This window comes from Pseudomonas sp. R4-15, from assembly GCF_055768815.1.
In genome coordinates, this window is the sequence record NZ_CM147293.1 from 615,664 (window position 1) to 641,974 (window position 26,311).

At 63.7% G+C, this 26,311-nt stretch carries 21 protein-coding genes and 1 pseudogene; 10 read left to right on the plus strand and 12 right to left on the minus strand.

Going from position 1 to position 26,311, the window contains the following annotated elements; all coding sequences use genetic code 11:
• Positions 1 to 21 precede the first annotated feature (21 nt).
• The gene (locus ACYRGX_RS02960; protein ID WP_473055126.1) at positions 22 to 1,428 is read right to left on the minus strand and encodes an alanine/glycine:cation symporter family protein; all 1,407 of its coding nucleotides are present in this window, start codon (positions 1,426 to 1,428) and stop codon (positions 22 to 24) included.
• A gap of 144 nt (positions 1,429 to 1,572) precedes the next feature.
• Here ACYRGX_RS02960 and ACYRGX_RS02965 point away from each other — a divergent pair, with 144 nt between their 5' ends.
• A complete protein-coding gene (locus ACYRGX_RS02965; protein ID WP_473055127.1) occupies positions 1,573 to 2,391 on the plus strand; it encodes a helix-turn-helix domain-containing protein in 819 nt (272 codons plus the stop codon).
• Positions 2,392 to 2,597: 206 nt separating this feature from the next.
• On the opposite strand, the gene ACYRGX_RS02970 is transcribed toward ACYRGX_RS02965, so the two are convergent.
• The gene (locus tag ACYRGX_RS02970; RefSeq protein WP_473055128.1) at positions 2,598 to 4,028 is read right to left on the minus strand and encodes an aspartate ammonia-lyase; all 1,431 of its coding nucleotides are present in this window, start codon (positions 4,026 to 4,028) and stop codon (positions 2,598 to 2,600) included.
• A gap of 223 nt (positions 4,029 to 4,251) precedes the next feature.
• Here ACYRGX_RS02970 and ACYRGX_RS02975 point away from each other — a divergent pair, with 223 nt between their 5' ends.
• From ACYRGX_RS02975 to ACYRGX_RS02985, 3 genes are all read left to right on the plus strand, one after another.
• Positions 4,252 to 5,148: a LysR substrate-binding domain-containing protein gene (locus tag ACYRGX_RS02975; RefSeq protein WP_473055129.1), complete on the plus strand. Its 897-nt coding sequence runs from the start codon at positions 4,252 to 4,254 to the stop codon at positions 5,146 to 5,148.
• Positions 5,149 to 5,255: 107 nt separating this feature from the next.
• Positions 5,256 to 8,114 (plus strand): ATP-binding protein, encoded by a 2,859-nt coding sequence (locus tag ACYRGX_RS02980; protein ID WP_473055130.1) that lies wholly within the window; start codon positions 5,256 to 5,258, stop codon positions 8,112 to 8,114.
• Positions 8,107 to 9,195, plus strand: coding sequence for an HD-GYP domain-containing protein (locus tag ACYRGX_RS02985; protein WP_473055131.1), 1,089 nt, complete (start codon positions 8,107 to 8,109; stop codon positions 9,193 to 9,195). Before ACYRGX_RS02980 ends, ACYRGX_RS02985 begins: the two co-directional genes overlap by 8 nt.
• 17 nt (positions 9,196 to 9,212) lie before the next feature.
• On the opposite strand, the gene adhP is transcribed toward ACYRGX_RS02985, so the two are convergent.
• Complete coding sequence (gene adhP / locus ACYRGX_RS02990; protein ID WP_473055132.1) at positions 9,213 to 10,235, minus strand: alcohol dehydrogenase AdhP; 1,023 nt, start codon at positions 10,233 to 10,235, stop codon at positions 9,213 to 9,215.
• A 293-nt stretch (positions 10,236 to 10,528) separates the two neighbouring features.
• On the opposite strand from adhP, the gene purE reads away from it, so the two are divergent.
• Both purE and ACYRGX_RS03000 read left to right on the plus strand, forming a co-directional pair.
• The gene (gene purE, locus ACYRGX_RS02995) at positions 10,529 to 11,020 is read left to right on the plus strand and encodes a 5-(carboxyamino)imidazole ribonucleotide mutase (RefSeq protein WP_473055133.1); all 492 of its coding nucleotides are present in this window, start codon (positions 10,529 to 10,531) and stop codon (positions 11,018 to 11,020) included.
• A 3-nt stretch (positions 11,021 to 11,023) separates the two neighbouring features.
• Positions 11,024 to 12,112: a 5-(carboxyamino)imidazole ribonucleotide synthase gene (locus ACYRGX_RS03000; RefSeq protein ID WP_473055134.1), complete on the plus strand. Its 1,089-nt coding sequence runs from the start codon at positions 11,024 to 11,026 to the stop codon at positions 12,110 to 12,112.
• Between the two features lie 19 nt (positions 12,113 to 12,131).
• On the opposite strand, the gene ACYRGX_RS03005 is transcribed toward ACYRGX_RS03000, so the two are convergent.
• The 4 genes from ACYRGX_RS03005 to ACYRGX_RS03020 all read right to left on the minus strand — a co-directional run bounded on the left by ACYRGX_RS03005 (position 12,132) and on the right by ACYRGX_RS03020 (position 15,122).
• A complete protein-coding gene (locus ACYRGX_RS03005; RefSeq protein ID WP_473055135.1) occupies positions 12,132 to 12,788 on the minus strand; it encodes a 7-cyano-7-deazaguanine/7-aminomethyl-7-deazaguanine transporter in 657 nt (218 codons plus the stop codon).
• Between the two features lie 114 nt (positions 12,789 to 12,902).
• On the minus strand, positions 12,903 to 13,352 hold the full coding sequence (locus ACYRGX_RS03010; protein ID WP_473056624.1) for a C40 family peptidase: 450 nt from the start codon (positions 13,350 to 13,352) through the stop codon (positions 12,903 to 12,905).
• Positions 13,353 to 13,600: 248 nt separating this feature from the next.
• On the minus strand, positions 13,601 to 14,488 hold the full coding sequence (locus tag ACYRGX_RS03015; protein WP_473055136.1) for a lysophospholipid acyltransferase: 888 nt from the start codon (positions 14,486 to 14,488) through the stop codon (positions 13,601 to 13,603).
• A 79-nt stretch (positions 14,489 to 14,567) separates the two neighbouring features.
• A complete protein-coding gene (locus tag ACYRGX_RS03020) occupies positions 14,568 to 15,122 on the minus strand; it encodes a DNA-3-methyladenine glycosylase I (RefSeq protein WP_473055137.1) in 555 nt (184 codons plus the stop codon).
• A gap of 160 nt (positions 15,123 to 15,282) precedes the next feature.
• Here ACYRGX_RS03020 and glyQ point away from each other — a divergent pair, with 160 nt between their 5' ends.
• The 4 genes from glyQ to ACYRGX_RS03040 all read left to right on the plus strand — a co-directional run bounded on the left by glyQ (position 15,283) and on the right by ACYRGX_RS03040 (position 19,642).
• Positions 15,283 to 16,233 carry a glycine--tRNA ligase subunit alpha gene (gene glyQ / locus ACYRGX_RS03025; RefSeq protein ID WP_473055138.1) on the plus strand — a complete coding sequence of 317 codons (951 nt, stop codon included), beginning with the start codon at positions 15,283 to 15,285 and terminating at the stop codon, positions 16,231 to 16,233.
• Complete coding sequence (gene glyS, locus ACYRGX_RS03030; RefSeq protein ID WP_473055139.1) at positions 16,230 to 18,290, plus strand: glycine--tRNA ligase subunit beta; 2,061 nt, start codon at positions 16,230 to 16,232, stop codon at positions 18,288 to 18,290. The genes glyQ and glyS overlap by 4 nt, the downstream gene beginning before the upstream one ends.
• 81 nt (positions 18,291 to 18,371) lie before the next feature.
• Entirely contained in the window at positions 18,372 to 18,914 is a 543-nt protein-coding gene (gmhB, locus tag ACYRGX_RS03035) for a D-glycero-beta-D-manno-heptose 1,7-bisphosphate 7-phosphatase (protein WP_473055140.1), read from the plus strand.
• Positions 18,911 to 19,642 (plus strand): lysophospholipid acyltransferase family protein, encoded by a 732-nt coding sequence (locus ACYRGX_RS03040; protein WP_473055141.1) that lies wholly within the window; start codon positions 18,911 to 18,913, stop codon positions 19,640 to 19,642. Before gmhB ends, ACYRGX_RS03040 begins: the two co-directional genes overlap by 4 nt.
• A 5-nt stretch (positions 19,643 to 19,647) precedes the next feature.
• Here the strand turns inward: ACYRGX_RS03040 and ACYRGX_RS03045 are convergent, their stop codons facing one another.
• The 5 genes and pseudogenes from ACYRGX_RS03045 to dnaN form a co-directional block, all read right to left on the minus strand.
• Positions 19,648 to 20,511 carry a methyl-accepting chemotaxis protein gene (locus ACYRGX_RS03045; RefSeq protein ID WP_473056625.1) on the minus strand — a complete coding sequence of 288 codons (864 nt, stop codon included), beginning with the start codon at positions 20,509 to 20,511 and terminating at the stop codon, positions 19,648 to 19,650.
• Positions 20,506 to 21,273 (minus strand): annotated as a pseudogene (locus ACYRGX_RS03050) (MCP four helix bundle domain-containing protein); the annotation flags it as partial. The gene ACYRGX_RS03045 and the pseudogene ACYRGX_RS03050, both read right to left, overlap by 6 nt.
• Before the next feature lie 405 nt (positions 21,274 to 21,678).
• On the minus strand, positions 21,679 to 24,096 hold the full coding sequence (gene gyrB / locus ACYRGX_RS03055) for a DNA topoisomerase (ATP-hydrolyzing) subunit B (protein WP_473055142.1): 2,418 nt from the start codon (positions 24,094 to 24,096) through the stop codon (positions 21,679 to 21,681).
• Positions 24,097 to 24,098: 2 nt separating this feature from the next.
• A complete protein-coding gene (gene recF, locus ACYRGX_RS03060) occupies positions 24,099 to 25,190 on the minus strand; it encodes a DNA replication/repair protein RecF (RefSeq protein ID WP_473055143.1) in 1,092 nt (363 codons plus the stop codon).
• A 10-nt stretch (positions 25,191 to 25,200) separates the two neighbouring features.
• The gene (gene dnaN, locus ACYRGX_RS03065; protein WP_473055144.1) at positions 25,201 to 26,304 is read right to left on the minus strand and encodes a DNA polymerase III subunit beta; all 1,104 of its coding nucleotides are present in this window, start codon (positions 26,302 to 26,304) and stop codon (positions 25,201 to 25,203) included.
• Positions 26,305 to 26,311: the final 7 nt, after the last annotated feature.

Genomic DNA, 26,311 nt, shown 5'->3' on the forward strand with positions numbered 1-26,311 from the left:
GCCCCCTGTCTCGTGCAGCGTTCAGTGCTGCGTTTGGCTGTCGCGCTTGGGCCAGGCTGCCGGGTCGATATCCAGGTCGGCGAACTTCGCCGGGTCGAACTCCGGCGACTTCACGCCGGCTTTCATCTGCCCGTCATAGTCGCGCATCAGGCGCAGGCCGACCTTGAACAGCAGGGCGAGGGCGATCAGGTTGAAGATCGCCAGCAGGCCCATGGTGACGTCGGCGAAAGCGAACACCGTACCCAGGTCTTCCACCGACCCCCAGAGCACCAGCACGACGACCAGCACGCGGTAGACGATCACCGGCATGCGCTTCTCGGTGAAGAAGCCCAGGGCGTTTTCGCCGAGGTAGTAGTTGTAGATCAGCGTGGTGAAGACGAACAGCAGCAGCGCCAGGCTGACGAATACCCGACCCCACTCGCCGACCACGGCGGCCACGGCGCCCTGGGTCAGGACCACACCGGCCTCTTCCATGCCCGGCTGGTAGACGCCGGAAAGCAGGATGATCAGCGCGGTGCAGCTGCACAGGATCAGGGTGTCGATGAACACGCTCAGCGACTGCACGATGCCCTGGGCGGCGGGGTGCTTGACCTCGGCCACCGCCGCCACGTTCGGCGCGCTACCCAGGCCGGCCTCGTTGGAGAACAGGCCGCGCTTGACGCCCATGATGATCGCCGCGCCGATGCCACCAGCGAAGGCCGGCTCCAGGCCGAAGGCGCTCTTCACGATCAGCGCGAAGGTGGCAGGCACTTCGCTGATGTTCATGCCGATCACCAGCGCCGCCATGGCGATGTAGGAGAACGCCATCACCGGCACCAGCACATCGGCCATGCTGGCGATGCGACGGATGCCGCCGAAGATGATCAGGCCGATCACCAGCGTCAGGGCGATGCCGCTGACCAGGGTGGGCACGCCGAAGGTGTCGTGCAGCGAGCTGGCCACGGTGAAGGACTGCACCGCGTTGAAACCGAAGCCGAAGGTCACCAGCAGCAGGATCGAGACCACGATGCCCATCCAGCGCTGGCCCAGGCCGTGCTGGATATAGAAGGCCGGACCGCCACGGTAGGCGCCATCGGGCTCGCGGCGCTTGTACAGCTGTGCCAGGGAGCATTCGAAGTAGCTGGTGGCCATGCCTACCAGCGCCATTATCCACATCCAGAAGATCGCCCCCGGACCACCGAGCATGATCGCCACGGAGACGCCGGCGATGTTACCGGCACCGACGCGACCGGCGACCGACAACATCAGCGCCTGGAACGAGCTGAGTTGTCCCGGCTGACGCTGAAAGGCCTCGGCGAAGATGCTGAACATCCGGCCGAAATAACGAAACTGAACGAAGCGCGAAGCGATGCTGAAGAACAGCCCGAGGCCGATCAACATCACGATCAGCAACTTGCTCCAGATGAGGTCGTTGAGCAAATCAAGCATGTGATTCTCTCTTCTTGTAAGTGGCGGGACGGTGAAGGCGGCAATGGTTCGACATCAGACTGGCCACGACAATTTCGCGGGTCGTCTCAAGATGGTGCGAGTTGATGCTATATTTGCGCCACTCGCATCAAAGGAAAACCGTCCTTGTCCGAGCCACTCGCCAGTAATCTGCGCCTGCTCTGCAACCACTACCGCTCTATCGCGGAGGTTTGCCGCAAGCTTTCGATCAACCGCTCGCAGTTCAACAAGTACCTCAGCGGACAGAGCCGTCCAACGGCCTACAACCTCAAACGCATCGGCGATTTCTTCGGCGTCGAGGATTACGAGCTGAGCCTGCCGGCCGAACAGTTCGCCCGACTGGTCGGCGCGCGCCTGGGCGAAGTACGCGACAACACCAGCAAGGACCCGCTGCTCGGGCTGCTGCAGCCGCTGCGCGAGCATGCCGGCGATCTCTCCCGCTACTGCGGCTACTACTTCGAATACTCCAACTGCATGTCGGTGCCGGGGACCATCCTGGTATCGCTGGTGCACCTGCGCGAGGAGAGCGGCAATTTCCTCTTCGAGCGCCAGGAACGCCAGGAGCGCTCGGCGAGCAGCGACGTGCAGGCCGACGACTGGGTGCGCTGCCGTTACCTGGGCGCCGCCTTCGCCCTGCAGGATCGGCTGTTCCTCATCGACTACGAGTCGCTGACCCTCAACGAGATGAGCCAGACCATCCTGATTCCCAGCTACAAGAGCCGCATCACCCGCCTCAACGGCTTGAAGACCGGCGTATCCAGCGGCGACCGCCGCACCCCCTCGAGCTCCCGCGTGGTGTGGGAATACCTGGGCCCGGAGATCAACCGCATCAGCGCCTATCGCCAGGTGATGCTCTATCGCCCGGACGACTCGCGCATCGATGCCGACATCCGCCAGCGGCTGCAGGCCGAACAACCCGGGGATGGCCTGTTCGTGGCGCACTAGTGCTGCATGCCATGAGTAGGATGGGTCGAGCGCAGCGATACCCATCGTGGCGAGCGTGAGGGGTATCGCTGCGCTCGACCCATCCTACGGGGCGCGCACCCGGGCGTTCCCTTCAAGGAGGCCCTAGTCCCAACCGAGGAATGCGCGACGCTCGTATACCAAGGCGTAAAGCCGCCAACGCCGGCGCTCTACGCCAGGACGCAGGATCAGGCGCTCAGCGGCACCGCCCGCGGAGCGACCATGTTTTCCGGGCGCAGGATATCGGCCAGGGTCGCTTCGTCGAGCAAACCTTCCTCGCGCACCAGCTCCAGCACGCCGCGCCCCGAATCCAGCGCCAGCTTGGCGATGCGCGTGGCGTTTTCGTAACCGATGTAGGGATTCAGCGCGGTGACCAGGCCGATGCTGTGCTCGACCAGCTCGCGGCAGCGCGCCTCATTGGCGGTGATACCGACGATGCAGTGTTCGCGCAGCATGTCCATGGCACGCTGCAGCAGGCGCACGGAGTCGAACAGCTTGTAGACGATCAGCGGCTCCATCACGTTCAACTGCAGCTGGCCGCCTTCGGCTGCCATGGTCAGCGCCAGGTCGTTGCCGATCACCTCGAAGGCCACCTGGTTGACCGCCTCGGGGATCACCGGATTGACCTTGCCCGGCATGATCGAGCTGCCTGGCTGGCGCGGCGGCAGGTTGATCTCGTTGATCCCGGTACGCGGCCCGCTGGAGAGCAGGCGCAGGTCGTTGCAGATTTTCGACAGCTTCACCGCCAGGCGCTTGAGCAGACCGGAGAAGAGCACGAAGGCCCCCATGTCCGAGGTCGCTTCGATCAGGTCGCTGGCGGCCTTGAGCGGCTGCCCGCTGATCGCCGCCAGGCGTTCCACCGCCAGCGCCTGGTAGCGCGGGTCGGCGTTGATACCGGTACCGATCGCGGTGCCACCCAGGTTTACCTCGGTGAGCAGCTCGGGGGCGAAGCGGCGCAGCTTGTCCAGGTCCTCGCCGAGGGTGGTGGCGAAGGCGCGGAATTCCTGACCGAGGGTCATCGGCACAGCGTCCTGCAACTGAGTGCGGCCCATCTTCAGCACCGTGGCGAACTGCTCGCTCTTGCCGGACAGTGCCTGGATCAGGCTATCGAGGCTGGCCAGCAGGGTGTCGTGACCCAGCAGCAGGCCGACGCGGATCGCCGTGGGATAGGCATCGTTGGTCGACTGCGCCATGTTCACGTCGTTGTTCGGGTGCAGCTTGGCGTAGGCGCTCTTGGACTCGCCCATGGCTTCCAGCGCCAGGTTGGCGATCACTTCGTTGGCATTCATGTTGGTGGAGGTGCCGGCGCCGCCCTGGATCATGTCGACCACGAACTGCTCGTGGAACTCGCCACGGATCAGCCGCGCGCAGGCTTCGCTGATCGCCGCGTGTTTGTGCGCCGGCAGATGGCCGAGCTGATGGTTGGCATCGGCCGCCGCCTGCTTGACCATGGCCAGGCCGATCACCAGCTTCGGATAGTGCGACAGCGGCACGCCGGACAGGCGGAAGTTGTTCACCGCGCGCAGGGTCTGGATGCCGTAGTAGGCATCGGCGGGGACTTCGAGGGTACCGAGCAGGTCTTTTTCCAGGCGAATGACAGGGGCGACGACGCAGTTCATGGGGGACTCGGGAATAGTGCGGACGATGCCGCGATGGGACGCCACACTAGCGCCGCGAGGCCCCCGGCGGCCAATGCCGTTACTGTCTGGGTCATGCATGATCGGCATAAGAGAGGCGTGACTTGGTTGCGCCTGAGCGCTTCAATTCCCCAGACTATGGCGGTTGCACCTTCTGTGGGCTTCCACTTTCATACCTAATGGACATGAGCGTCGAGGACAGGGCATGAATCTGGAAAGCAAGTGGCTGGAAGATTTCGTCGCCCTGGCGGCACTCGGTAGCTTCTCCCAGGCGGCGCAGAAACGCTTCGTCACCCAACCCGCCTTCAGTCGGCGCATCAAAGCGCTGGAAGAAGCCCTCGGACTGACGCTGGTGAATCGTTCACGGACGCCCATCGAGCTGACCGAAGCCGGCCAACTGTTCCTGGTCACAGCGCGCAGCGTGACCGAACAGTTGAGCGAGGTCGCCCGCCACCTGCATCACCTGGAGGGCCAGCAAGGCGAAGTGCTGCAGATCGCGGCAGCGCACTCCCTGGCGCTGGGCTTCTACCCGGGCTGGCTGGCAGGGCTGCGCCAGCAGGGCTTGAGCTTCGCCAGCCGGCTGGTGGCGAGCAATGTCGGCGATGCCGTGCACGCGCTGCGCGACGGGGTCTGCGACCTGCTGCTCGCCTACCATGATCCGGAAGCGGTGCTGCAACTGGACCCGGAGATCTTCCCCTGGCTCGACCTCGGCAGCACGCAGATGCTGCCCGTGTGCGCCGTCGATGCCGAGGGTATGCCGCTGCATGACCTGGATGCCGGGCAGAGCGTACCGCTGCTGGCCTACAGCGCCGGCGCCTTCCTCGGACGCTCGGTGAACCTGTTGTTGCGCCAGCGGGCGCTGCGTTCGACTACCGTGTACGAAACGGCCATGGCGGACAGCCTGAAGAGCATGGCGCTTCAGGGCCTGGGCGTGGCCTGGGTGCCGCGCTTCTCGGTGGCCGCGGAATTGGCCCGTGGCGACCTGGTGATCTGCGGCGGGGAGCACTGGCAGGTACCGCTGGAGATTCGCTTGTACCGTTGTGCATTGATGCGCAAGGCTGCGGTTCGCCTGCTCTGGCGAAGACTGGAAAGCGCGGGCTAGGGACGCGTTCGCAGGCAGCGGAAGAGCGCGTGATCCTACGGCTTTAGCCGCATGGCGAGCGTACCAGTATTGGATATCATATAGCCATCATTCCCAGGAGTCCGGCCGTGAGCGAACGCGCCCCTCTCCGGTTGCGCCGATGGATTTGGCGCGCCTTTCTCAAGAGCGCCCTGCTTCCGCTGGTGTTGGTGGAAATAGTACTGATCGGGATCTACCTGCTCAGCAACGACAGCATCCGCGATACCCAGGTCGGCTATCTGCGCGAAACGGCGGTCACCGAGCTGCAGACGGCGCTGCGCAGCGAAAGCCACCTGATGCAACAACAACTGGAACAGGTGGCTCAGGCCACCTTGGTCTATCGCAACCTCACGGCCCGAGCCCTGGTCGACCAGGCGCGGCAACCCGAGCCGTTGGCGATCAGCCACGAGGGCGTGCGCTACAGCGCGAACGACAGCGGCGGCGCGGCGTCCTTCTACTCCGCGCACACGCCCCTCGCGCAGCAGGACCTGGACAAGGTCGCGCGGCTCGCCAGCCTCGATCCCCTGATGGGTGAGCTGGTCGCGCGGCTACCGCTGGTGACCAGCGCCTACTTCAACAGCTGGGACAGCTACAACCGCATCTACCCGTGGTTCCGCACCGACGAGCAATACCCGCCCGACATGCAGATCCCGACCTTCAATTTCTACTACCTGGCGGATGCCACCCATAACCCTACGCGCGGCCAGGTCTGGACCGATGTCTACCTCGACCCCGCCGGGCATGGCTGGATGATGTCCTCGGTGGCACCGGTGTACCGAGACGACTTCCTAGAGGGCGTGGTGGGGCTGGATGTCACCGTCAGCGGCATCCTCGAACACTTCGATCAGTTGCAACTGCCCTGGAATGGCTACGCCCTGCTGGTGGGCAGCAATCTCGATATCATGGCGCTGGCCCCCCGTGGCGAAGACGACTTCGGCCTGCGCGAGCTGACCGAGCATTCCTACGCGCAAGCCATCCAGCGCGAGGTACTCAAGCCGGACGACTTCAACCTGGCCCGTCGCGAGCCCGCCCTGGTCGCGGCGATGCGCGAGGTGGACAGCGGCAGCCTGGCCCTGCCACTGGCTGGGCGCAATCGCCTGGTGGCCTGGCAGCGCATCGACAAGACCGGCTGGCAGCTACTGGCGGTGGTCGATGAGGACCATGTATTCGCCCAGACCGATGCCTTGGCCAGTCGCTACCAACACATCGGCTACCTGTTGATCGCCGGCCTGATCCTCTTCTACCTGGTGTACTTCGCCGTACTCTGGCGTCGCGCCCAGCGTCTGAGCGAAGAACTGCGCCGGCCCATCACCGGCATTTCGCGAATGATGAGCGCCATCGGCCAAGGGCACTGGCGGCCACGGCCGGTCAGTTCGCCGATCATCGAGCTGAGTCAGATGGCGGCGCTCACCGCCCGTGTCGGCGAGCAACTGGAGCAGAGCGAGGCGCGACGCCAGACCGCGCAACGGCGTCTGGAGCTGGTCATGGAAAGTGCCAGCGAAGGACTCTGGGAACTCGACCTGCAGCGCGAGCAGCTTTACCTGAGCGGTCGCATTTGCGCGCTGTTCCGACTGCCTGAGGCCCTGCCCCTGGCGACGTTCGTGGGTCATCTGCATCCGCCCGACCAGGATCTGTTCGCTGCCGCGCTGGAGCAGGCGCGGGGAGACACCCACGGGCATTTCGAGGCCGAATTGCGCTTGCTCGACGAGCGTGGTCAGCATCACTGGCTGTTGGTCCGTGGCCGTGCGCTGGAATTCGATGAGCGCCAACGGGCGCTGGTGCTTGCCGGCACTCTGGTGGACATCCAGCGCATCAAGGCCGTCGAGGAGGCCCTGCGCCAGGCCAGTGAGTATGCCCAGGCGGCCAGCCAGGCGAAGTCGCGCTTCATCTCGAGCATGAGCCACGAACTGCGCACGCCACTCAATGCCATCCAGGGTTTCGCCCAATTGCTGGAAATGGAGAAGCGCGAAGGTCATTCGAACGCGATGCACCTGAACGAAATCCTCTCCGCCTCGCGCCACCTGAGCCATCTGGTGGAGGACATTCTCGACTGGTCCAGTGCGCAATCGGCCCCCGCCCCCCAGCCGAGTGCACCGATCGACCTGCTGCCGATCGTGTACGAATGCACCGAGATGGTCGCGCTGGACATCCGCCGCAATGGCCTGCAGTTGAAGATCGAGATGCCCCGCGAACCGCTCTTGGCACGGGCCGATGGGCGTCGCTTGCGCCAGGTGCTGCTCAACCTGCTGTCCAACGCCATCAAATACAACCGTCCCGGGGGCACCGTGAGCCTGGGCTGGCAACGCATCGATGATCGTCTACGTCTGATCGTCGCAGATACCGGGCGCGGCATCGACAGCGCCTCGCAGGCCCTGCTGTTCGAACCCTTCCAGCGTCTCGGGCTGGAGAACAGCGCGATCCAGGGCACCGGCATCGGCCTGGCGCTCTGCCGCGAATACGCCTTGGCGATGGGCGGCAGCATGGGCTTGGAAAGCGAGTGGCAGAAAGGCAGTCGCTTCTGGATCGAGCTGCCGGCCGCGCCCGATCGGAACCCGGTCATTCGCCACACCGGGCGTGCGCGGGTGTTCTACGCTGAGAGCGATGCCGCCAACCAGGTCCGCGTACGCGAAACCTTGGCCGACCTGGCAGACGTGGAAGTCTGCGGTGATGGCCAGCAGGCCCTTATGCGCTTGCTCGCGGACCCACCCAGCCTGCTGCTGCTGGACCTGCAGCTACCCGGACTGGAAGCGGCCGTACTACTCGATGCGCTACGCCACGACGGTGCAACGCGCCAGTTGCCGGTGGTGGTGCTCACGTCGTCCGACCCGGAACAACTGACCCGCGCGGCGGCCCTGAACTGCCAGGGTCTGCTCGGCAAACCGCTCGATAGGGAGCAGTTGCGGGGATTGGTAGCCGCCCTGCTGGTGGAGGAATCTAGACATGCTTGATGAGACCCTGCGTGACGCCGAGGTAGTACTGGTCGACGACGTCGTCGCCAACCTGCGCTTATTGGAGTCCAGCCTGCGTGCCTTCGGCATGCGCCGGATCAGGATATTCTCCGACTCGGCCACGGCACTGGACTGGCTGAGCCATAACGACTGGCACCTGTTGTTGCTGGACCTGGACATGCCGGCACCGGACGGTTTCGAAATTCTCCAGCATCTGACCGGACGCGATCGCAGCCGCCAGCCGGTGATCATCCTGACCGCGCTGAGCGATGTGGAGAACCGCCGCAGAGGCTACGAACTCGGTGCCAACGACTACCTGTGCAAACCCCTGGATCTGCCCGAGCTTCTCCTGCGCATGCGCAACAACCTCGGCCTGAGCCTGGCTACCCGTGCCTTGCAGCACCAACGCGACCACCTCGAAAGCGCCGTCGAAGAGCGCACCGCGCAACTGAGCGCCAGCTATGCCGGCGTCGTCCGCTGCCTGTCGCGTGCCGCCGAATACAAGGACAACGAGACGGGCAACCATATCCTGCGCATTGGCGAGAGTGCGGCACTACTGGCCCGGCTCCAGGGCGCCAGCGAGGAATGGGTAGAGCTGATACACATGGCCGCGCCGATGCATGATGTCGGCAAGATCGGCATTCCCGACCACATTCTCAACAAGCCTGGCCGTCTGACGCCGGAGGAGCGGGAAGTGATGAATCGCCATTCGGCCCTCGGCCACGCGATTCTCGACGATGCCAACCCGACGCCACTTACCCAACTGGCCGCGGAGATCGCCCTGTGTCACCACGAGCGCTGGGACGGTACTGGTTATCCACAGGGTCTGGCGGGCGAGGCGATCCCGCTGTCCGCGCGCATCGTCGCCCTCTGCGACGTCTACGATGCCCTGCGCTCGGTACGTCCCTACAAGAAGCCGTGGGACATGGCCAGCGCCGCTGACTATATCCGCGAGCATGCCGGCAGTCAGTTCGACCCGAAGCTGGCGGCACTGATGTGCGAGCACCTCGACGAGATCGAGGCCCTGCGCCTGGAACTGGCCGACGACTCCGGGCTACAGGGCCTGCAGAAACACGCCTAAGGTCGCGACAGCAGCGCCTAGAGCTGCAGCACCACGCGACCTTCGATGCGCCCGGCGTGCATGTCCTTGAAGATCTGGTTGATGTTTTCCAGGCGGTCGGTGTGGATGGTCGACTTCACCAGCCCTTCACCGGCGAAATCCAGCGCCTCCTGCAGGTCCGCGCGGGTGCCGACGATGGAGCCGGTGATACTGATGCCCTTGAGCACCACGTCGAAGATCGGCGTCGGGAAATCTCCCGGTGGCAGGCCGTTGAGGGCCACGGTGCCGCCACGCCGGACCATGTTGATGGCCTGGCCGAACGCGCTGTTGGACACCGCGGTAACCAGCACGCCATGGGCGCCACCGATATCCCGCTGGAGCACTTCGGACGGGTCCTCGTTGCGCGCATTGACGGTCAGGCTGGCGCCGAGTTTCTTCGCCAGCGCCAGCTTGCCGTCGTCGATGTCGATGGCCGCCACGTGCATGCCCATGGCCTTGGCGTATTGCACCGCGACGTGCCCCAGGCCACCGATACCGGAGATGGCGACCCATTGCCCTGGCTTCACGCCGGCGACCTTCAGTCCCTTGTAGACGGTGACGCCAGCGCAGAGGATCGGCGCGATCTCGGTGAACTCGACGTTCTTCGGTAGCAGGCCGACATAGTTCGGGTCGGCCAGCACGTACTCGGCATAACCACCGTTCACGGAATAGCCGGTGTTCTGCTGGCCTTCGCAGAGCGTCTCCCAACCGGTCAGGCAGTGCTCGCAGTAGCCGCAGGCCGTGTAGAGCCAGGGCACGCCGACGCGATCACCTTCCTTCACCCGGCTGACCCCGGCACCCACCGCGGCGACATAACCGACGCCCTCATGACCGGGAATGAACGGCAGGCTCGGTTTCACCGGCCAGTCGCCCTCGGCGGCATGCAAGTCGGTATGGCAGACGCCGGAAGCCTCGATTTTCACCAGGATCTGTCCGGGCCCGGGTTCGGGCACCTTCACTTCCTCGATACGCAGGGGTTCGCCGAAGGCATGGACGACGGCGGCTTTCATGGTGCTAGGCATGGCTGGGACCCTTTCGTGGAATATCCATGGGGGCCAGACGAACCGGGCGGCGTGCGATAGGGGACGGAGGCAACACGTGCCATCACGCTGCCGGCACGGGAGGCCGGAAAAGACTGCAGTAGACAGCGTAGGACGTCTTCGCCGAATACGCGAACCGTGGACGCCAGGCGGCACGCCGCGGCGCCCGTGCTTTGCTATAATCCGCGGCCCATTTCCCGCGAGCCACGCCCGTTTCACGGCGTGGCTCGCCGTTTTCCGACGCGCCGCAAGGCGCCGCCACGAGAGACGACACGATGAGCGCACTGGTAGGCGTGATCATGGGCTCCAAGTCCGACTGGTCCACCTTGAGCCACACCGCCGACATGCTGGAAAAGCTGGGCATTCCCTACGAGGTCAAGGTGGTCTCCGCCCACCGCACCCCGGACCTGCTGTTCCAGTACGCCGAAGAGGCCGAAGGCCGGGGCATCGAGGTGATCATCGCCGGCGCCGGCGGCGCGGCGCATCTGCCGGGCATGTGCGCGGCGAAGACTCACCTGCCGGTGCTCGGCGTGCCGGTGCAGAGTTCGATGCTCTCGGGCGTCGACTCGCTGCTGTCGATCGTGCAGATGCCCGCCGGCGTGCCGGTGGCGACCCTGGCCATCGGCAAGGCCGGGGCGATCAACGCGGCGCTGCTGTCGGCGAGCATGCTCGGCCACAAGCACCCGCAGTTCCACACCGCGCTCAAGGCGTTCCGCGACGAACAGACCCGCACGGTGCTCGACAACTCCGACCCGCGCGAGGCGTAAGGCATGAAGATCGGCGTGATCGGTGGCGGCCAGTTGGGCCGCATGCTGGCCCTGGCAGGCACCCCGCTGGACATGGACTTCACCTTCCTCGACCCGGCACCGGACGCCTGCGCCCGCGCGCTCGGCGAACATATCCAGGCGGCCTACGACGACCCGGCGGCGCTGCGCCAGTTGGCCGATCGGGTCGACCTGGTGACCTTCGAGTTCGAGAGCGTACCGGCCGAGACGGTGGCTTTCCTCGCCCAGTTCCTGCCGGTCTACCCCAACGCCGAGTCCCTGCGCATCGCCCGCGATCGCTGGTTCGAGAAATCGATGTTCCGCGAGCTGGGCATCCCCACGCCGGCATTCGCCGACGTACAGTCACAAGCCGATCTGGATGCGGCAGTCACGCGCATCGGCCTGCCGGCGGTGATGAAGACCCGCACCCTGGGTTACGACGGCAAGGGCCAGAAGGTCCTGCGCACGGCGGCCGACGTCGAAGGTGCGTTCGCCGAGCTGGGCAGCGTGCCGTGCATTCTCGAGGGCTTCGTGCCGTTCACCGGCGAGGTCTCGCTGATCGCCGTGCGCGCCCGTGACGGCGAAACGCGCTTCTACCCGCTGGTACACAACACCCACATCGGCGGTGTGCTCAACCTGTCGGTGGCGAGCAGCGCACACCCGCTGCAGGCGCTGGCCGAAGACTATGTCGGTCGGGTGCTCAAGCACCTGGACTACGTCGGCGTGCTGGCCTTCGAGTTCTTCGAAGTGGACGGCGGCCTGAAAGCCAACGAAATCGCCCCGCGCGTGCACAACTCCGGCCACTGGACCATCGAGGGTGCGCAGAGCAGCCAGTTCGAGAACCACCTGCGTGCGGTGGCCGGGCTACCGCTGGGCTCGACCGCGACGCTGGGGGAGAGCGCAATGCTCAACTTCCTCGGCAGCGTGCCGCCCACCGCGCAGGTGATCGCCATCGACGATTGCCACCTGCACCACTACGGCAAGGCCTTCAAGCCGGGCCGCAAGGTCGGCCATGCCACCCTGCGCAGCGCCGACCGGGAAGCCCTGCAGCGCGGCATCGATGCCGTCCAGGCGCTGATCGACGCCGGCGCCTGATCCGGCTCGTGGCGTCGGCTCAGGCCGGCGCCACGCCCTCGCGCTGCGGCAGCAACCGCACGATCGCACCGAGCAACATTCCGTAGAGCGGCACGAAGAGCACCAGGCTGACCGTCAGCTTGATTGCGTAGTCGACCGTGGCGATTTCCACCCAGTTGGCGGCCATGAACGGGTCGCTGCTGGCATGGAAGGCCACCGCGAAGAACACGAAAGTGTCCAGCGCATTGCCGAACAGAGTCGAGGCGGTCGGCGCGATCCACCACTGGCGCAGTTGGCGCAGACGATCGAAGACCTGGATGTCGAGCAGCTGGCCCAGCGCATAGGCGAGGAAGCTCGCCAGGGCGATACGGAAGACGAACAGGTTGAAGCTCGCCAGCGCCGCAAAGCCCGCGAAAGCGCCATCGTGGAACAGCACGGAGACGGCGTAGGAGGCCAGCAGCGCCGGCAGCATGACCTTGGCGATCACCCTTCGTGCCGGTCCCTTGCCCATCAGCCGCACGGTGAGGTCGGTGGCGAGGAAGATGAACGGAAAACTGAACGCGCCCCAGGTGGTGTGCCAGCCGAACAGTTGAATCGGCAGTTGCACCAGGTAGTTGGAGGCGATGATGACGAGAATGTGGAAAGCGATCAGCGCGGCCAACACGGGGCGACTGACCGAAGCGGGAAGCAACGGCATGGACTGGTCCTTTTTACCTGAAATGGGGTGAGGGAACCCATTGCCGCGGCCGGTATGGCCACGGACGGCGCGCATTCTAGCCGTGCCCGTACGACACGGCCAGCATCTCTCTCATCAGCGGTGGGCGATCACCGTCGGCGTATCCGGCATCACCCGCCGCGCCAACTGGAAACGGCGCTGCCAATAGCTGCTGCTCAGTTGTTCGATCCGTACCTTGGCGCCCCGTCGCGGGGCGTGGATGAAACGATCGTTGCCGAGGTAGATGGCCACATGGTCGATCTGCCGCCCGCGAATGCGGAAGAACAACAAGTCGCCGGGCTGCAGGTCGTCGCGGGCGACACGCGGGCTGTCCACTCGGGCCAGTGCGCGCGAGGTGCGCGGAAGATCGAGGTCGTCCACGTCACGGAAGGCGTAGTTGACCAGCCCGCTGCAGTCGAAGCCCCGCTTGGGCGTGCTACCGCCCCAACGATAGGGCGTACCGAGGACGGAAAGCGCGCGACGGATGACTTCGTCGGTGGCATCCTGGGATTCGAAGGCTTGTTCAGCGCTGGAGCCCGCGGGCATGCGCTCTATGCGGAAGGAAGCCTGGGCGCTGCTGGCGCCGAGAAAGAGGGCGCCAAGAAGGGCGGCGGTACTGAAAAATCTGCTCAAAACGGTGACCTTGGTAAACGGGGCGCTGGAACCTCCGGCGTCAGCACCCGAGACAATTCACGGGCGCCGGTAACTTGGCGAGCCGCAAGAAGACCCCAAGGATACGCAAAGGTTGCGCCGATGCCCAATCTATCGACCAACGGTTCAGCTGTTTTTCCGCCTCAGTACCACCCCTTTTCTCCACCCGGGCGCCTCTTGAAGCGCTTCATGGTCCACATGTACTGGTCCGGGTAGGCACGCACGTAATCGCCAATGACGCGGCTCATCGCGGCGACCGCGACCTGCGCATCCTCGCTGTACATGTCCTCCGGCGCGGCCTCGATGATGACTTTGTAGCCACTGCCATCGGGGAGCCGCAGGGCGTGCAGGAATACCCCTTGCGCCTTGCCGCCGGCGAGCATGCCGGCGACGAACTTGCTGGTCAGCGCGGTGGTACCGAGGAAGGGCACGAAGAGTCCAGAAGAAAGACTCGGCTCCGGATCCGCAGGAATGCCCACAGCACCGCCGCGGCGAACCTCCTTGATCACCAAGAGGATGCCTTCGCGGGTCGAGGGTGCAACCTTGTTACCCATCTGCACGCGCTGCTGGCGCAGCAATTCGTCGACCGCCTTGAGCTTCGGCGGGCGATAGAAAATGATCGGTTTGCACTGGTTGCAGTAGAAGTGGTTGAGCACTTCCCAGTTACCGAGGTGGCTGGTGATACCGACCACGCCCTTGTCCGCGGCGAGGGCGGCCTGCAAGACGTCCAAGCCCTCGACTTCGCGAATCAGCGCCAGCGATTTACGCGCCGGCCAGATCCAGGCGCAGGCACTCTCGGTGAGGGACTTGGAGACGCCTTTCAGGCTCGCCCGGAGCAAGCTCTCGAGCGCCGCTTTATCCAACTCGGGAAAACAATGCGCAAGGTTGGTCCGCGCGACTTCGCGCGAACGGTTGGGCAAGCATGCCATCATCCAGCCAATGCCCGCGCCCACTGCCTGCACCCACCGCCACGGCAATAATGCGAACAGGCGCAGGAAGCCCACCACCAGCGCGCCCTTGAACTTGTCCACCGATAGACCTCGCAGTCATAAAAAGCAGCCGCGCATTCTACCCGCTTACGCTTAGGGCCTGCGGTAATTCACAAAAGCTTTACCTGCGCGACAATGCCGCGTAACGCTCGCAGTCGGTGGTGTGGTCCATGACCATGCCGGTCGCTTGCATGAAGGCATAGCAAATGGTCGGTCCGACGAAGGTAAAACCGGCCTTTTTCAGGGCCTTGCTCATCGCCTGTGCCTCGGGCGTGATGGCCGGCACCTCGCTACGCTCGGCGAAGTCGTTGATGATGGGCGTCCCGCCGACGAACGACCAGAGCAGGGCAACCGGGTCCTCCAGACGCAGCCAGGCCTGGGCATTTTGCCGTGCCGCCTTGAGCTTGAGACGGTTGCGAATGATCCCGGGGTCCTGCATCAGTGCTTCGATCTCTTCGTCGCTGAGCCGCGCCAGGCGCTGTGCATCGAAACCATGCAGCACCTGGCGGTAGCGCTCACGCTTCTTCAGGACGGTGATCCACGACAATCCGGCCTGGAAGCCTTCCAGCAGCAGCATCTCGAACAGATGACCCGGATCGCGATTGGGCACGCCCCATTCCTGGTCGTGGTAGGCGATGTAGATCGGATCGTCGGTACACCAGAAACAACGAGGCACGGCGGCTCTCCAGCGGGTTAAAAGCGGTTATACAGAAAAGATAGCTTAATACTGTATAAAAACACAGTCATATGTCCCGCCACGCAAGCGCCAATGCGGGAGCCACGTGCCTTCGGGTATACTCCCGCACTTTTCGTCCCTGCCAGAACGGGTGACCTTAGTGAGCCAGAACATCCCCGCCGCACGCACCTTCCAGGACCTGATCCTGGCCCTGCAGCAATACTGGGCCGAGCAGGGCTGCGTCGTGTTGCAGCCCTACGATATGGAAGTCGGTGCCGGTACCTTCCATACCGCGACCTTCCTGCGCGCCATCGGCCCGGAAACCTGGAACGCCGCCTACGTCCAGCCCAGCCGCCGTCCCACCGACGGTCGCTATGGCGAAAACCCCAACCGCCTGCAGCACTACTACCAGTTCCAGGTGGTCCTCAAGCCGAACCCGGCGAATTTCCAGGAACTCTACCTGGGCTCGCTGAAGGCGATCGGCATCGATCCGCTGGTGCACGACATCCGCTTCGTCGAGGATAACTGGGAGTCGCCGACCCTCGGCGCCTGGGGTCTGGGTTGGGAAATCTGGCTGAACGGCATGGAGGTGACGCAGTTCACCTACTTCCAGCAGGTCGGTGGCATCGAGTGCTATCCGGTGACCGGTGAGATCACCTACGGCCTGGAACGCCTGGCCATGTACCTGCAGGGCGTCGACTCGGTCTACGATCTGGTGTGGACCGATGGCCCCTTCGGCAAGGTGACCTACGGCGACGTGTTCCACCAGAACGAGGTGGAGCAGTCCACCTATAACTTCGAGCACGCCAACGTCGAGAAGCTCTTCGAGCTGTTCGACTTCTACGAGTCCGAGGCCAACCGTCTGAGCGAGCTGCAACTGCCGCTGCCGACCTATGAAATGGTCCTCAAGGCCTCGCACACCTTCAACCTGCTGGATGCCCGCCGCGCCATCTCGGTGACCGAGCGCCAGCGCTATATCCTGCGCGTACGCACCCTGGCACGCGCCGTGGCGCACAGCTACCTGCAGGCACGCGCGCGCCTGGGCTTCCCGATGGCCACCCCCGAACTGCGTGAAGAAGTCCTGGCCAAGCTGGAGGAGGCTGCGCAATGAGCACCCGCGACTTTCTGGTCGAACTGGGCACCGAAGAGCTGCCCCCCAAGGCCCTGAAAACCCTTTCGGAGGCCTTCCTCTCCGGCATCGAACTGGGCCTCAAGGGTGCCGGTCTGAACTTCGCCGCGACCCGTGCCTATGCCGCGCCACGCCGGCTGGCCGTGCTCGTCGAAGGCCTCGACGAGCAACAGCCCGACCGCAGCGTGACCCTCGACGGGCCGCCGCTGCAGGCCGCCTTCGACGCCGAGGGCAATCCGACCCAGGCGGCGCTGGGCTTCGCCCGCAAGTGCGGCGTGGACCTCGCCGAGATCGACCGCAGCGGTCCCAAGCTGCGCTTCGCCCGCACCACGCCCGGCAAGCCGACCCTGAGCCTGCTGCCGGAGATCGTCGAGAGCTCGCTGGCCGGTCTGCCGATTCCCAAGCGCATGCGCTGGGCCGATCGCCGCGAAGAGTTCGTGCGTCCCACCCAGTGGCTGGTGATGCTCTTCGGCGATGCCGTGGTCGATTGCGAGATTCTCACCCAGGTCGCGGGTCGCGAATCCCGTGGGCATCGCTTCCACGCACCGGGAGAGATCCGCATCAGCGCACCGCGCAACTACCTGGAAGACCTGCGCGCTGCGCATGTGCTGGCAGACTTCGATGAGCGTCGCGCGCTGATCGAGCAGCGCGTCGCCCAGCTCGCTGCCGAGCAGCAGGGCAGTGCAGTGGTACCGCCGGCACTGCTCGACGAAGTCACCGCGCTGGTCGAATGGCCGGTGCCGCTGGTCTGCGCCTTCGAGGAACGCTTCCTCTCGGTGCCCCAGGAAGCGCTGATCACCACCATGCAGGACAACCAGAAGTACTTCTGCCTGCTGGATGCCGAAGGCAAGCTTTTGCCGCGCTTCATCACCGTGGCCAACGTCGAGAGCAAGGACCCGGCGCAGATCGTCTCGGGTAACGAGAAAGTCGTGCGTCCGCGCCTGACCGACGCCGAGTTCTTCTTCCTGCAGGACCAGAAGCAGCCGCTGGAAGCCTTCAACGAGCGCCTCAAGAACGTGGTCTTCCAGGCCCAGCTGGGCAGCGTCTACGACAAGGCCGTGCGCGTGTCCAAGCTGGCCGGCTTCATCGCCGAGCGCCTGGGTGGCGACGCCGCACGTGCCAGCCGCGCTGGCCTGCTGTCCAAGTGCGACCTGGCCACCGAGATGGTCGGTGAGTTCCCCGAGATGCAGGGCATCGCCGGTTTCTACTACGCCCAGGCCGGCGGCGAGGCCGACGACGTGGCCCGTGCGCTGGACGAACAGTACATGCCGCGTGGTGCCGGTGCGGTGCTGCCGCAGACCCTGACCGGCGCCATCGTCGCAGTCGCGGACAAGCTCGATACCCTGGTCGGCATCTTCGGCATCGGCATGCTGCCCACCGGCAGCAAGGACCCGTTCGCCCTGCGTCGCCAGGCACTCGGTGTGCTCCGCATCCTGATCGAGAAAGACCTGGACCTGGACCTGGACCTGGCCGAGGCGATCGACTTCGCCATTCGCCTGTACGCCGACAAGGTCAACGCCAAGGGCCTCGCCGAGCAGTTGCTGGAGTTCGTCTTCGACCGCCTGCGCGCGCGCTACGAGGATGAAGGCGTGGCGGTCGAGGTGTACCTCGCCGTCCGTGCCCTCAAGCCCACCTCGCCGCTGGACTTCGACCAGCGTGTGCAGGCGGTACAGGCGTTCCGTCAGTTGCCCGAGGCCGCTTCGCTGGCCGCCGCCAACAAGCGCGTTTCCAACCTGCTGGCCAAGGCCGAACACGAAGTGCCGGCGCAGATCGAGGCTCGCTGGTTCGACAACGCTGCCGAGTTCGCCCTGTACTCCGCCATCCAGCAGGCCGACCACGCGGTGCAGCCGTTGGCCGAGCAACGCCAGTACCGTGAGGCCCTGGAGCGTCTGGCGAGCCTGCGCGGACCGGTGGATGCGTTCTTCGAGGCCGTGCTGGTCAACGCGGAGCAGGCCGAGGTCCGGGCCAACCGTCACGCGCTACTGGCCAAGCTGCGCGGCCTGTTCCTCGGCGTGGCGGACATCTCGCTGCTGGGCTGAGGCTACGACGAGCCAGGGAGGGTGGATGCGGGCAGTCAGCCTCATCCACCCTTTTCTTTTGCTGCATCGAACAGGAAGCGCATGAAACTCATCGTTCTCGACCGCGACGGGGTCATCAACCAGGACTCCGACGCCTACGTGAAAAGTCTCGCGGAGTGGATTCCCATTCCCGGCTCGCTGGAAGCCATCGCACGCTTATCCCGCGCGGGCTGGACGGTAGCGGTGGCCACCAACCAGTCGGGTATCGCCCGCGGTTACTACGACGAAGCGGTACTCGCGCAGATGCATCAGGCACTGCGCGAGCGGGTTGCCGCGCTGGGCGGGGAGGTGGGTCTGATCCTGCACTGCCCGCACGGTCCGGACGACGGATGCGACTGCCGCAAGCCGTTGCCGGGCATGTTCCAGCGTATCGCGGCACATTACGGCCTCGACGACCTCGTAGGCGTGCCGGTGGTAGGCGACTCATTGCGCGACCTGCAGGCCGGCATGGCGCTCGGCGGGACCCCTTACCTGGTGCGTACCGGCAAGGGCCGACGAACCCTGGAAAAGCCGCTGCCCCAAGGCACCGGCGTGTTCGCCGATCTGGCGGCACTGGTCGATCATCTGCTGGAGACCCAGGCATGAAAATCCTGCACTGGCTGCGCATCGCGCTCTTCTACGTTCTGCTCGCCAGCAGTTCGATGTTCTGGTGCATCCTTTCAGTCTTCGTTGCACCCTTCCTACCGTTCCGCGCCCGCTATCGCTTCGTCGCCCAAACCTGGGCCCGCTGCGCAGTCTGGTTGTCCTGGCACGTGGCCGGGGTGCGTTACCGCCTGCGCGGCGCGGAGAACGTACCGGCGCGCAGTTGCGTGATCGTCGCCAACCACCAGAGTACTTGGGAGACCTTCTTCCTGACCGCCTACTTCGAGCCGGTGGCCCAGGTGCTCAAGCGCGAGTTGCTGTTCGTGCCGTTCTTCGGTTGGGCCATGGCGTTGCTAAAACCCATCGCCATCGACCGCGACAATCCCAAGCAGGCACTCAAGCAAATTGCCGAGCGGGGCCCTGGACGGCTACGAGAGGGCGCCTGGGTGATGGTGTTTCCCGAGGGAACGCGCATGCTTCCGGGAAAACTCGGCAAATTCACCCGCAGCGGCGCGGCGCTGGCGGCCAGTGCAGGGGTGCCGTTACTGCCCATCGCGCACAACGCCGGCGAGTTCTGGCCGCGCCACGGCTGGGATAAGCGCCCCGGCTACGTCGATGTGGTCATCGGCGAGCCGCTGATGTTGGAGGGGGAGGGGCCGCGCGCCGTCGCGAACCTCAGCGATCGTGCGCGCGACTGGATCGCCCAGGCCATTCCCGGCCTGGACGGTTGAGGCGATTACAGACGGAAGCGAGCAACCAACCCGTTGAGCTCCGCCGCCAGGCGCGAGAGATCGTGGCTGGCGGTGTTAGTCTGGTCCGCCCCTGCAGCGGTCTGCAGAGCCATGTCACGGATGTTGACCAGGCCTTCGTCGACGCTACGCGCGACCTGCGCCTGTTCTTCCGATGCGGCAGCGATCACCAGGTTACGATCATTGACCTCGGAGATGGCTTCGCCAATTTCACGCAGCGCATCTCCGGCTGAACGGGTCTGCTCACCGGTGCGCACCGAAAGCTGCGAGCTCTTCTGAATCGCGCTCACGGCTTTCTCCGCGCCGTCCTGGATGCCGCGGATCATCTGCTCGATTTCCTCGGTCGACTGCTGCGTGCGATGTGCCAGCGCCCGGACTTCGTCGGCCACCACGGCAAAACCTCGCCCCTGCTCACCGGCTCGCGCAGCCTCGATCGCCGCGTTGAGCGCCAGGAGATTGGTCTGCTCGGCGATACTGCGAATGACGTCGAGCACTTGGCTGATGTTCTTCACTTCGGCTGCCAGATGTCCCACATCCGCCGAGGTGTGCTGCATCTCGCCCATCAGTGCTTCGATGGATCCCACGGCCTGCTCGATGCGGGTACGCCCCTGCTGCGCGGCCTCATGCGTACGCTTGGTCGCTTCCGAGGTGCTGACGGCGTTGCTGGCGACTTCTTCCACGGCCGAGGTCATCTCGTTGACGGCGGTAGCGGCCTGCTCCAGCTCGCCGGTCTGCCGATGCAGGGTGTGCGTGGCGTCGTCCGTCACAGCACTCATTTCCTCAGCGGCCGAGGCCAGCTGGGTGGAAGAATCGAGGAGTTGCTGCAGGGTGCCACGTAGCGCTTCCTGCATCTCGCGCAAGGCCAGCAGCAGTTGCGCAAGTTCATCTTTTCCCTGCACCTGCACGGATTGGCTCAGGTCACCTGCCGCAATTCTCCGCGCTACGCCCAAGGCTTCGCCCAGTGGCCGCACAATGCCATGGGTAATCAACGAAGCAATCACGATGCTGCCCACCACGGCCAATCCCAGCAAGAGGGCGAGGGTCCAGGACGCTTCGCTAAACAGGTCGTCACTGCGCTGGGCGGCAGACTGGGCACCGTCCTTGTTCAACGTCGCCAAGTCGCCGAGCGCGCGCATCATGGCGTCCGACTGAGCATTCATTTCCTGAGTCACCAACTCAATGGCTGCGGCACGGTTTCCTTGCTCAGCCAGTTGAAGCATCCGCGCCTGGCTCGTCAGATAAGGTGCCAGTGCGCCTTGGAATTGCTCGAAGGCGTGTCTCTCCTCCGGGCTGGAAATCAGGGTTTCATATCGCTGCTGGTCCCTTTCAAGTTGTTCGGCGGCTTCCCCAAGTCGAGCCTTCGCAGCATCGAAATCGTTGCCCGGTGTGCTGATCAGTACCCGCAACCCCAGCGCTCTCACACGGCCCACGGACAGCCCTATGTGACTCACCGACGCTACCGAGGGCATCCAATTCTCGTTGATCTCATCGGACATGGCGTTCATACGTTTCATCTGCAACAAGCCGATCAGCCCTACTGCGACACACAGCAGGGTAATGATTGCGAAGCCAAGGGCAGCACGCACGCCGATACGTAGATTCCTTAAACTCATCTTATTGCTCCTGATATATCCATATAAATTGAGCGATGCAGACCTATGGCGATTTCCGCGACGCTCAGAGGGGTGGGGCGTCTATTTATTAGGTGTGGACTGGCGGAGAGCTTCCGCGTTCATCCGCTCGTCGACTCTATGGTCATCCCTAACCTCTGAATCATACTCACGCAGCTTTGCGACATCCTTTCATGAGCCACTTACCGGAAGGAAGTTCGAGCTTCCCTCAGCAATCAAAGCCTGGTTAAAAATAGTCCGATGTAGTCGCTCTAGCCTGATCCGCTGACAAACGAGTATTCGGGAAAGTTGCGGCCTTGGTCTGCTGCCGTTCTGACAGGCAGAAAAAACCCCGGCACTTGGCCGGGGTTATATGGAGCCGCACGCTGAAGATCAGCGGCGGAAACATCACACGTCGAGGTTCGTCACCGCCAGAGCGTTGCTCTCGATGAAATCACGGCGGGGTTCCACGGCATCACCCATCAGGGTATTGAATAGCTGGTCGGCGGCCAGTGCGTCGTCGATGGTGACGCGCAGCATGCGACGCACGTTCGGGTCCATGGTGGTTTCCCAGAGCTGGTCCGGGTTCATTTCACCCAGGCCCTTATAACGCTGGATGCTCAGGCGCTTGGTGCTCTCATTCATCAACCAGGCGAGCGCTTCCTTGAAGGTAGTCACCGGCTTGCGGCGCTCACCCCGCTTCACGTAGGCCCCCTCTTCCAGCAGGCTGTTCAACTGGTCACCCAAGGTGGCGACCAGTCGATAGTCATTGCTGGCGAAGAAGTCCCGGTTGAAGGTGATGTAGTGCGACAGACCGTGGGCGATCTGTTGTACCTCGGGCAACCACAGTCCCCGTTCCTTGTCTTCACGCAAGCCCACACTGTAGGTGATTCCGGAGCGAGCATTGGCAACCAAGCGCGCCTCGAGTTTCTCCAGCCAGGTGCGCATGCGCGCTTCGTCGGCCAGGTCCTCCACCTGCACACGGGGCAGGTAGACGAAGTGCTCGGTCAGCTCGTAGGGATACAGCCGCGACAGGCGCTTCAAGGTCCGGGTGACCTGGCGGAAGTCGTTGACGAGCTTTTCCAGGGCCGTACCGGAGAGTCCCGGGGCATCCTCGTTGACGTGCAGGCTGGCGTCTTCCAGCGCAGCCTGGGTCATGTACTCGTCCATCGCCTCATCGTCCTTGATGTACTGCTCGTTCTTGCCGCGCTTGATCTTGTAGAGCGGCGGCTGAGCGATATAGACGTAGCCACGCTCGATCAGCTCGGGCATCTGGCGGAAGAAGAAGGTCAGCAACAGGGTACGGATGTGCGAGCCGTCGACGTCAGCATCGGTCATGATGATGATGTTGTGGTAACGCAGCTTGTCGATGTTGTACTCCTCACGACCGATACCACAGCCCAGGGCAGTGATCAGTGTGCCGACTTCGGCAGAGGAGAGCATCTTGTCGAAGCGGGCCTTCTCGACGTTGAGGATCTTGCCTTTCAACGGAAGGATGGCCTGGGTACGACGGTTACGTCCCTGCTTGGCGGAACCGCCGGCGGAATCACCCTCCACGATGTAGAGTTCGGAGAGGGCCGGGTCCTTCTCCTGGCAGTCGGCGAGCTTTCCGGGCAGACCGGCAATGTCCAGCGCACCCTTGCGGCGGGTCATCTCGCGGGCCTTGCGCGCAGCTTCACGGGCCCGGGCAGCGTCAAGCATCTTGCCGACGACGGCCTTGGCTTCGTTGGGGCTTTCCAGCAGGAAGTCGGCGAAGTACTTGCCCATCTCCTGTTCGACGGCGGTCTTCACTTCGGAGGAGACCAACTTGTCCTTGGTCTGAGAACTGAACTTGGGATCCGGGACCTTCACCGAAATGATCGCGGTTAGCCCTTCGCGGGCATCGTCACCGGTGGTGGCTACCTTGAACTTCTTCGCCAGACCCTCGGCCTCGATGTAGTTGTTCAGGTTACGCGTCAACGCCGAACGGAAGCCGGCCAGGTGGGCGCCACCGTCACGCTGGGGAATGTTGTTGGTGAAGCAGAGGATGCTTTCGTTGAAGCCATCGTTCCACTGCAGGGCAACTTCCACGGCAATGCCATCGTCACGCTGGACGTTGAAGTGGAACACCTGATTCACCACCGTCTTGTTGGTGTTCAGGTATTCGACGAAAGCACGTAGCCCGCCTTCGTACTTGAATAGCTCTTCCTTACCGGTGCGCTCGTCGCGCAGCAGGATACCTACCCCCGAGTTGAGGAAGGAAAGCTCACGCAGACGCTTAGCCAGGATGTCCCAGCTGAACTGGATGTTGGTGAAGGTCTCGGCGGAAGCCTTGAAGTGAATCTCGGTGCCACTGCCTTCGGTTTCGCCAATGGGGGCGAGGGGAGCCTCCGGAACGCCGTGCCGATAGATCTGCTGCCAGACCTTGCCGCTACGTTTCACCGTGAGGCGCAGCTCTTCAGAAAGGGCGTTCACCACGGAAACACCTACGCCGTGCAGACCGCCGGAAACCTTGTAGGTGTTGTCGTCGAACTTACCGCCGGCATGCAGCACGGTCATGATGACTTCTGCGGCGGAAACACCTTCTTCCTTGTGGATATCCACTGGAATGCCGCGGCCATTGTCACGGACGGTGATGGATTCATCCATGTGGATGGTGATGGATATATCGGAGCAGAAGCCTGCCAGGGCTTCGTCGATCGAGTTATCGACCACCTCGAACACCATGTGATGCAGGCCAGTGCCGTCGTCGGTGTCGCCGATATACATGCCCGGCCGCTTGCGCACGGCATCCAGGCCCTTGAGGACCTTGATACTGGACGAGTCGTAGGTGCTGTTCTCGCTCATGTCTACTCCGATGCTGTTATTCGCCCATGTTCCACGTGGAACATGGCGACCGGCGTGTCGCCGCGCCAGCCATCATTCATCAATTCAGGATCCACACAGGTGATGAATACCTGACAATTCAAATCTTCCAGCAGCCGACACAGGGCCCGGCGATGCTGCTCATCCAACTCGGAAGGCAAGTCATCAACCAAGTAGACGCACTGCGCGCGACGTGCCTGGTCGAGGAGTCTTCCTTGGGCAATACGCAGGGCGCAGACCACCAACTTCTGTTGGCCGCGGGAAAGAATTTCCGCGGCGTTATGGCCTGACAATCTCAAGCGCAAATCCGCCCGTTGGGGACCGGCCTGGGTGTGCCCCAGCGCCTGGTCACGTACCAACGAAGCATCAAGCACCGCTTGCAGTTCGCGCTCTCGATCCCATCCCCGGTAATAGCTCAGCTGCAGCTCCCCGGGATCCACCAGCTCGCGCAGGACGTCCTCGAAGACCGGCTTCAACAGCTGTATGTAGCTGCGTCGATAGCCGTCGATCTCGTCTGCTGCACGGCATAGCTCCCGGTCCCATGCTGCCCGTGAAGGACCGTCCATATTACCATGTCGAAGCCACGAGTTCCGCTGACGCAGCGCTTGCTGCAGGCGCTGCCAGGCGGACAGGAAGCGTTGTTCCACGTGGAACACGCCCCAATCGAGAAACTGGCGACGTACCTTGGGAGCCCCCTCAAGTAGGCGGAAACTATCGGGGTTGATCAGTTGCAGCGGTAGAACCTCGGCCAGCTGGGAGGCACTACGCAAGCTCTGCCCGTCGAGGCGGATCTGCAATTCGCCCTGACGATCACGCGACACGCCGAGATTGGTCAGTGTGCCGCCGACGCGCTCCACCTGGCCGAAGACGGTACAAGCGGGTTGCTCGTGCTGGATGATGGGCTGTAGTCGGGTACTGCGAAAGGAGCGCGCCAGCCCTAACAGGTGGACGGCCTCCAGCACGCTGGTCTTGCCGCTACCATTATCGCCGTAAAGGATATTGACGCGGGGGGAGAGGGAAAGCGTCACCGGGTGCAGGTTACGCACCGCGGTGACGTTGAGGCGGCGAACGGACAAGTGGTCTCGCTTACAGACGCATCGGCATCACGACATACGCCGATTCGTCGTTATCGCCTTCCTGAAGCAGCGCGCTGCTATTGGAGTCGGAGAGGGTCATGCGCACCTGGTCGGTCGCCATGACCCCCAGAACGTCGAGCAGGTAGCTGACGTTGAAGCCGATCTCCAACTCACCGCCGTTATAGTCGACCACCACTTCCTCTTCGGCCTCTTCCTGCTCCGGGTTATTGGCCTGGATTTTCAGGAGACCATTGGAGAGCTGCAGGCGGATACCGCGATATTTTTCGTTCGAAAGAATCGCCGTACGACTGAAAGCTTCGCGCAACAGTTGGCGATCGCCGACCACGAGTTTATCGCCACCCTTCGGCAGCACGCGCTCGTAATCCGGGAACTTGCCATCGACCAGCTTAGAGGTGAAGGTAAATTCACCGGTGGTGGCCCGGATGTGATGTTGACCCAGCACGATCGCCACATCGGCATCCTGGTCACCGAGCAAGCGAGCGAGCTCGAGGATGCCTTTGCGCGGCACGATGACCTGGTGCTTTGCCGACACTTCCTGTGTATGCGCCATGCTGCACATTGCCAGGCGGTGACCATCAGTGGCGACCGCACGCACCACGCCCTGTGCAACCTCCAGCAACATGCCGTTGAGATAGTAACGTACGTCCTGCTGAGCCATGGCGAAGGAGGTGCGTTCGATCAACCGACGCAGCTTGGCCTGGGGCAGACTGAAACTCATCGAACCCTGACCTTCCTCTACCGTGGGGAAATCTCCTGCCGGCAGCGTGGACAGGCTGAAGCGACTACGGCCGGCCTTGACCAAAAGCTTCTGCTCATCGACGCGGATATCGATCAGCGCGTCGCTGGGCAGGCTCTTGCAGATATCCATCAGCTTGCGCGCGGGCACGGTAATTTCACCGGGGTCCGCGGCGTCCTCGAGAGCTACCCGACCGACCAGCTCGACCTCGAGATCGGTGCCGGTAAGCGAGAGCTGCTGACCTTCGACCACCAGCAACACGTTTGACAGGACCGGCAGCGTCTGCCGGCGCTCGACGACGCCAGCGACCAGCTGCAGGGGTTTGAGCAGAGCTTCGCGCGAAATGGAGAAATGCATGTTCGGT